General features: G+C 50.6%; 11 protein-coding genes. 10 read left to right on the top strand and 1 reads right to left on the bottom strand.

Annotated features, from left to right (window positions below; translation table 11 throughout):
* The 3 genes from tuf to bfr form a co-directional block, all read left to right on the top strand.
* Positions 1–1,050, top strand: a 1,050-nt coding sequence (tuf, locus tag OGW17_RS21565) for an elongation factor Tu (RefSeq protein WP_286448899.1), incomplete at its 5' end; no start/stop codon positions are given.
* Between the two features lie 197 nt (positions 1,051–1,247).
* Positions 1,248–1,442 (top strand): bacterioferritin-associated ferredoxin, encoded by a 195-nt coding sequence (gene bfd, locus OGW17_RS21560; RefSeq protein ID WP_012135433.1) that lies wholly within the window; start codon positions 1,248–1,250, stop codon positions 1,440–1,442.
* Between the two features lie 71 nt (positions 1,443–1,513).
* Complete coding sequence (bfr, locus tag OGW17_RS21555) at positions 1,514–1,990, top strand: bacterioferritin (RefSeq protein ID WP_012135432.1); 477 nt, start codon at positions 1,514–1,516, stop codon at positions 1,988–1,990.
* Here the strand turns inward: bfr and OGW17_RS21550 are convergent.
* The gene (locus tag OGW17_RS21550; protein WP_049011817.1) at positions 1,987–2,454 is read right to left on the bottom strand and encodes a prepilin peptidase; all 468 of its coding nucleotides are present in this window, start codon (positions 2,452–2,454) and stop codon (positions 1,987–1,989) included. The two genes, bfr and OGW17_RS21550, sit on opposite strands and share 4 nt — an antisense overlap.
* Positions 2,455–2,833: 379 nt before the next feature.
* Between OGW17_RS21550 and rpsJ the strand changes: the two genes are divergently transcribed.
* Genes rpsJ through rplV form a run of 7 tightly spaced genes read left to right on the top strand, consistent with a single transcriptional unit; the run spans position 2,834 to position 6,203 of the window.
* Positions 2,834–3,145 (top strand): 30S ribosomal protein S10, encoded by a 312-nt coding sequence (gene rpsJ, locus OGW17_RS21545; RefSeq protein WP_001181005.1) that lies wholly within the window; start codon positions 2,834–2,836, stop codon positions 3,143–3,145.
* Positions 3,146–3,177: 32 nt separating this feature from the next.
* The gene (gene rplC / locus OGW17_RS21540; RefSeq protein WP_000579837.1) at positions 3,178–3,807 is read left to right on the top strand and encodes a 50S ribosomal protein L3; all 630 of its coding nucleotides are present in this window, start codon (positions 3,178–3,180) and stop codon (positions 3,805–3,807) included.
* 10 nt (positions 3,808–3,817) lie between these two features.
* Positions 3,818–4,423, top strand: a complete 606-nt coding sequence (gene rplD, locus OGW17_RS21535; protein WP_000424395.1) for a 50S ribosomal protein L4 — start codon at positions 3,818–3,820, stop codon at positions 4,421–4,423.
* Positions 4,420–4,722, top strand: coding sequence for a 50S ribosomal protein L23 (gene rplW, locus OGW17_RS21530; RefSeq protein ID WP_000617546.1), 303 nt, complete (start codon positions 4,420–4,422; stop codon positions 4,720–4,722). The genes rplD and rplW overlap by 4 nt, the downstream gene beginning before the upstream one ends.
* A 17-nt stretch (positions 4,723–4,739) precedes the next feature.
* A complete protein-coding gene (gene rplB / locus OGW17_RS21525) occupies positions 4,740–5,561 on the top strand; it encodes a 50S ribosomal protein L2 (RefSeq protein WP_000301864.1) in 822 nt (273 codons plus the stop codon).
* Positions 5,562–5,577: 16 nt separating this feature from the next.
* On the top strand, positions 5,578–5,856 hold the full coding sequence (gene rpsS, locus OGW17_RS21520) for a 30S ribosomal protein S19 (RefSeq protein ID WP_001138117.1): 279 nt from the start codon (positions 5,578–5,580) through the stop codon (positions 5,854–5,856).
* A 14-nt stretch (positions 5,857–5,870) separates the two neighbouring features.
* Positions 5,871–6,203 (top strand): 50S ribosomal protein L22, encoded by a 333-nt coding sequence (gene rplV / locus OGW17_RS21515; RefSeq protein ID WP_000447529.1) that lies wholly within the window; start codon positions 5,871–5,873, stop codon positions 6,201–6,203.
* Position 6,204: the final 1 nt, after the last annotated feature.

Genomic DNA, 6,204 nt, shown 5'->3' with positions numbered 1-6,204 from the left:
GCATTCGACCAGATCGATAACGCGCCGGAAGAAAAAGCTCGTGGTATCACCATCAACACTTCTCACGTTGAATACGACACCCCGACTCGCCACTACGCGCACGTAGACTGCCCGGGCCACGCCGACTATGTTAAAAACATGATCACCGGTGCTGCGCAGATGGACGGCGCGATCCTGGTTGTTGCTGCGACTGACGGCCCGATGCCGCAGACCCGTGAGCACATCCTGCTGGGTCGTCAGGTAGGCGTTCCGTACATCATCGTGTTCCTGAACAAATGCGACATGGTTGATGACGAAGAGCTGCTGGAACTGGTTGAGATGGAAGTGCGTGAACTGCTGTCTCAGTACGATTTCCCGGGCGACGACACGCCGATCGTTCGTGGTTCTGCTCTGAAAGCGCTGGAAGGCGACGCAGAGTGGGAAGCGAAAATCATCGAACTGGCTGGCTACCTGGATTCCTACATCCCGGAACCAGAGCGTGCGATTGACAAGCCGTTCCTGCTGCCGATCGAAGACGTATTCTCCATCTCCGGTCGTGGTACCGTTGTTACCGGTCGTGTAGAGCGCGGTATCATCAAAGTGGGCGAAGAAGTTGAAATCGTTGGTATCAAAGAGACTGCGAAGTCTACCTGTACTGGCGTTGAAATGTTCCGCAAACTGCTGGACGAAGGCCGTGCTGGTGAGAACGTAGGTGTTCTGCTGCGTGGTATCAAACGTGAAGAAATCGAACGTGGTCAGGTACTGGCTAAGCCGGGCACCATCAAGCCGCACACCAAGTTCGAATCTGAAGTGTACATTCTGTCCAAAGACGAAGGCGGCCGTCATACTCCGTTCTTCAAAGGCTACCGTCCGCAGTTCTACTTCCGTACAACTGACGTGACTGGCACCATCGAACTGCCGGAAGGCGTAGAGATGGTAATGCCGGGCGACAACATCAAAATGGTTGTTACCCTGATCCACCCGATCGCGATGGACGACGGTCTGCGTTTCGCAATCCGTGAAGGCGGCCGTACCGTTGGCGCGGGCGTTGTTGCTAAAGTAATGAGCTAATTATTTAATAATTAGTTCTGCACTTAAAAAGGGCGCTTCGGCGCCCTTTTTGCTGTCTGTCATATCTACCTGCTATATAAAGAGTGTCATATTTAGTCGCATTTTTTATTCCTCTCCCTGCACACAAACGTATTTGTGCTATTGTAATCATAACTATTCTCATTTACACTTTGCGCAGAAATTGAACGGGAGCGATCATGTACGTTTGTTTGTGTAATGGTGTAAGTGATAAAAAAATTCGTCAGGCTGTTCGTCAGTTTCACCCTCAATCTTTCCAACAATTACGTAAGTTTATTCCTGTTGGAAATCAATGCGGTAAGTGCGTCCGTGCGGCGCGTGAAGTGATGCAGGATGAGTTAATGCAAATGCCGGAGTTTAAAGAAATCGCCTGAGTCACATTCTTTTTTTTGACATCCTTGTAGCCCCATCTACGCTCTAAGAGTGGAAGCGGAGGGACTATAAAATGAAAGGTGATGTTAAAATCATAAATTATCTCAATAAACTATTGGGAAATGAGCTTGTCGCAATCAATCAGTACTTTCTCCATGCCCGTATGTTTAAAAACTGGGGGCTCACTCGTCTGAATGACGTCGAATACCATGAATCCATCGATGAAATGAAACACGCTGATAAATATATCGAGCGTATTTTATTTCTTGAGGGTATCCCAAACTTGCAGGATCTTGGCAAGCTGGGCATTGGTGAAGATGTCGAAGAGATGTTGCAGTCAGATCTCCGTCTGGAACTGGAAGGAGCGAAGGATCTACGTGAAGCCATAGCCTACGCCGACAGCGTTCATGATTACGTTAGCCGGGACATGATGATTGAGATCCTGACAGATGAAGAAGGGCATATCGACTGGCTTGAGACGGAGCTGGATCTGATTGCAAAAATTGGTCTACAGAATTACCTGCAATCGCAAATTAAAGTGGACGATTAACTCCCCGACAGCAGTGTTTTCCAGCCAATGATAAAACCCGCAGCCGCCAGAAATGGCCCGAACGGCAGCGGGTTTTTTAATGCCCCTTTCCCGTTTATTACGTACATCGCCATCACGTTAATGCTGGCAATAAGCGCGGCCAGAAAGACCAGCAGGGGTAATGACTCCCAACGATGCCAGGCGCCAAGCGCGGCAAGAAATTTGATATCGCCGTATCCGAGCCCTTCTTTGCGATACAGCAGTCGGTATCCCCAATAGAGAAAGGCGAACCCGCCGTAACCCGCAATGGCGCCCCAAAGCGCATCTGGCAAATGGTCAGGTAAACAGCACAGGTAATAAAGCAGGCCGCTCCAGAGCAGGGGACAGGTAAACCGATCGGGCAAGAGTCCTGTTCGCGCGTCATATATCCCGGATAGCGCAGATAATAAGAGGTAGATAATCAGGAAGGGGAGGTCGGGTTGCATCATGTCATCCTCATTAAACGTTGCGCTCACCATCCGTGAAACTCATTTTCCATGCAACGGAGGAATGATGACGTTGCGCAGTGTATTCCGAAGAAAATGCGCAAAACAAAAACGGCACAATGCATGTGCGAAGTTGCTCGCATTACAGACGAAATGATTAATATCTACGCGGCACTTGCGTCAGGCTGAGATTTGCGTATAATGCGCGGGCTTGTCTTAGTTGACGGCAGGTTCGATCTGAACCTTAGGTAGCCGATTTGGTTATCTAACAATGCTCCCAATCGGGGAGCTACGTAAGAACGGTTACACTCTCCCATCAATCGTAATGGGCACGAGGAGTAATCATTTTCGTTTATAAAATAATTGGAGCTCTGGTCTCATGCAGAACCAAAGAATCCGTATCCGCCTGAAAGCGTTTGATCATCGTCTGATCGATCAATCAACCGCGGAAATCGTCGAGACTGCTAAGCGCACTGGTGCGCAAGTCCGTGGTCCGATCCCGCTGCCGACCCGCAAAGAGCGCTTTACCGTTCTGATCTCCCCGCACGTTAACAAAGACGCGCGCGATCAGTACGAAATTCGCACTCACAAGCGTCTGGTTGACATCGTTGAGCCAACCGAGAAAACCGTTGATGCTCTGATGCGTCTGGACCTGGCTGCCGGTGTAGACGTGCAGATCAGCCTGGGTTAATCAGGTCATCGAGCGATTGAGAGGTTGAAACAATGATTGGTTTAGTCGGTAAAAAAGTGGGTATGACCCGCATCTTCACTGAAGATGGCGTCTCTATCCCAGTAACCGTAATCGAAGTTGAAGCAAACCGCGTTACTCAGGTTAAAGATCTGGCTAACGATGGCTACCGCGCTGTTCAGGTTACCACTGGTGCTAAAAAAGCTAACCGTGTAACCAAGCCGGAAGCTGGCCACTTTGCTAAAGCTGGCGTAGAAGCTGGCCGCGGCCTGTGGGAGTTCCGTCTGGCAGAGGGTGAAGAATACACCGTTGGTCAGAGCATTAGCGTTGAACTGTTTGCTGACGTTAAAAAAGTTGACGTAACTGGCACCTCTAAAGGTAAAGGTTTCGCAGGTACCGTTAAGCGCTGGAACTTCCGTACCCAGGACGCTACTCACGGTAACTCCTTGTCTCACCGCGTTCCGGGTTCTATCGGTCAGAACCAGACTCCGGGCAAAGTGTTCAAAGGCAAGAAAATGGCAGGTCAGCTGGGTAACGAACGTGTAACCGTTCAGAGCCTGGACGTAGTACGTGTTGACGCTGAGCGCAACCTGCTGCTGGTTAAAGGTGGTGTTCCGGGTGCAACCGGTTGCGACCTGATCGTTAAACCAGCTGTGAAGGCGTAAGGGGATAGCAATGGAATTAGTATTGAAAGACGCGCAGAGCGCGCTGACTGTTTCCGAAACTACCTTCGGTCGTGATTTCAACGAAGCGCTGGTTCACCAGGTTGTTGTTGCTTATGCAGCTGGTGCTCGTCAGGGCACTCGTGCTCAGAAGACTCGTGCTGAAGTAACTGGTTCCGGTAAAAAACCGTGGCGCCAGAAAGGTACCGGCCGTGCGCGTTCTGGTTCTATCAAGAGCCCGATCTGGCGTTCTGGTGGCGTGACCTTCGCTGCACGTCCGCAGGACCACAGTCAAAAAGTTAACAAGAAGATGTACCGCGGCGCGCTGAAAAGCATTCTGTCCGAACTGGTACGTCAGGATCGTCTGATCGTTGTCGAGAAGTTCTCTGTAGAAGCGCCTAAAACTAAGCTGCTGGCTCAGAAACTGAAAGACATGGCTCTGGAAGATGTGCTGATCATCACCGGTGAGCTGGACGAGAACCTGTTTCTGGCTGCGCGCAACCTGCACAAGGTTGACGTACGCGATGCAACTGGTATCGACCCGGTTAGCCTGATCGCCTTCGACAAAGTCGTAATGACTGCTGATGCTGTTAAGCAAGTTGAGGAGATGCTGGCATGATTCGTGAAGAACGTCTGCTGAAGGTGCTGCGCGCACCGCACGTTTCTGAAAAAGCGTCTACTGCGATGGAAAAAACCAACACCATCGTTCTCAAAGTTGCTAAAGACGCGACCAAAGCAGAAATCAAAGCTGCTGTGCAGAAACTGTTTGAAGTCGAAGTCGAAGTCGTTAACACCCTGGTTGTTAAAGGGAAAGTTAAACGTCACGGACAGCGTATCGGTCGTCGTAGCGACTGGAAAAAAGCTTACGTCACCCTGAAAGAAGGCCAGAATCTGGACTTCGTTGGCGGCGCTGAGTAAGTCGGAGGAGTAATACAATGGCAGTTGTTAAATGTAAACCGACATCTCCGGGTCGTCGCCACGTAGTTAAAGTGGTTAACCCTGAGCTGCACAAGGGCAAACCTTTTGCTCCGTTGCTGGAAAAAAACAGCAAATCCGGTGGTCGTAACAACAATGGCCGTATCACCACTCGTCATATCGGTGGTGGCCACAAGCAGGCATACCGTATTGTTGACTTCAAACGCAACAAAGATGGTATCCCGGCAGTTGTTGAACGTCTTGAGTACGATCCGAACCGTTCCGCGAACATCGCGCTGGTTCTGTACAAAGACGGTGAGCGCCGTTACATCCTGGCCCCTAAAGGCCTGAAAGCTGGCGACCAGATTCAATCTGGCGTTGATGCTGCAATCAAACCAGGCAACACCCTGCCGATGCGCAACATCCCGGTTGGTTCTACCGTTCATAACGTAGAAATGAAACCAGGTAAAGGCGGTCAGCTGGCACGTTCCGCTGGTACTTACGTTCAGATCGTTGCGCGCGATGGTGCTTATGTCACCCTGCGTCTGCGTTCTGGTGAAATGCGTAAAGTCGAAGCAGACTGCCGTGCAACTCTGGGCGAAGTTGGCAATGCTGAGCATATGCTGCGCGTTCTGGGTAAAGCAGGTGCTGCACGCTGGCGTGGTGTTCGTCCGACCGTTCGCGGTACCGCGATGAACCCAGTAGACCACCCACATGGTGGTGGTGAAGGTCGTAACTTTGGTAAGCACCCGGTAACTCCGTGGGGCGTTCAGACCAAAGGTAAGAAGACCCGCAGCAACAAGCGTACTGATAAATTCATCGTACGTCGCCGTAGCAAATAATTTTAGAGGATAAGCCATGCCACGTTCTCTCAAGAAAGGTCCTTTTATTGACCTGCACTTGCTGAAGAAGGTAGAGAAAGCGGTGGAAAGCGGAGACAAGAAGCCCCTGCGCACTTGGTCCCGTCGTTCAACGATCTTTCCTAACATGATCGGTTTGACCATCGCTGTCCATAATGGTCGTCAGCACGTTCCGGTATTTGTAACCGATGAAATGGTCGGTCACAAACTGGGTGAATTCGCACCGACTCGTACTTATCGCGGCCACGCTGCTGATAAAAAAGCGAAGAAGAAATAAGGTAGGAGGAAGAGATGGAAACTATCGCTAAACATCGCCATGCTCGTTCTTCTGCTCAGAAGGTTCGCCTTGTTGCTGACCTGATTCGCGGTAAGAAAGTGTCGCAGGCTCTGGATATTTTGACCTACACCAACAAGAAAGCGGCTGTACTGGTCAAGAAAGTCCTGGAATCTGCCATTGCTAACGCTGAACACAACGATGGCGCTGACATTGACGATCTGAAAGTTACGAAAATTTTCGTAGACGAAGGCCCGAGCATGAAGCGCATTATGCCGCGTGCAAAAGGTCGTGCAGATCGCATCCTGAAGCGCACCAGCCACATTACTGTGGTTGTGTCCGATCGCTGAG

Origin of the sequence: Citrobacter sp. CK181 (assembly GCF_030333595.1) — a bacterium.
In the GTDB taxonomy this organism is placed as follows: Bacteria; Pseudomonadota; Gammaproteobacteria; order Enterobacterales; family Enterobacteriaceae; genus Citrobacter_B; species Citrobacter_B koseri.
This window is presented reverse-complemented; position numbering and strand designations above follow the sequence as displayed.

Bases quoted from the DNA above. Each gene is read 5' to 3' on its own strand.
- rpsS (WP_001138117.1), top strand. From the start codon at position 5,578: ATGCCACGTTCTCTCAAGAAAGGTCCTTTTATTGACCTGCACTTGCTG.
- rplC (WP_000579837.1), top strand. From the start codon at position 3,178: ATGATTGGTTTAGTCGGTAAAAAAGTGGGTATGACCCGCATCTTCACT.
- rplW (WP_000617546.1), top strand. From the start codon at position 4,420: ATGATTCGTGAAGAACGTCTGCTGAAGGTGCTGCGCGCACCGCACGTT.
- rplV (WP_000447529.1), top strand. From the start codon at position 5,871: ATGGAAACTATCGCTAAACATCGCCATGCTCGTTCTTCTGCTCAGAAG.
- rplD (WP_000424395.1), top strand. From the start codon at position 3,818: ATGGAATTAGTATTGAAAGACGCGCAGAGCGCGCTGACTGTTTCCGAA.
- OGW17_RS21550 (WP_049011817.1), bottom strand. From the start codon at position 2,454: ATGCAACCCGACCTCCCCTTCCTGATTATCTACCTCTTATTATCTGCG.
- rplB (WP_000301864.1), top strand. From the start codon at position 4,740: ATGGCAGTTGTTAAATGTAAACCGACATCTCCGGGTCGTCGCCACGTA.
- bfr (WP_012135432.1), top strand. From the start codon at position 1,514: ATGAAAGGTGATGTTAAAATCATAAATTATCTCAATAAACTATTGGGA.
- bfd (WP_012135433.1), top strand. From the start codon at position 1,248: ATGTACGTTTGTTTGTGTAATGGTGTAAGTGATAAAAAAATTCGTCAG.
- rpsJ (WP_001181005.1), top strand. From the start codon at position 2,834: ATGCAGAACCAAAGAATCCGTATCCGCCTGAAAGCGTTTGATCATCGT.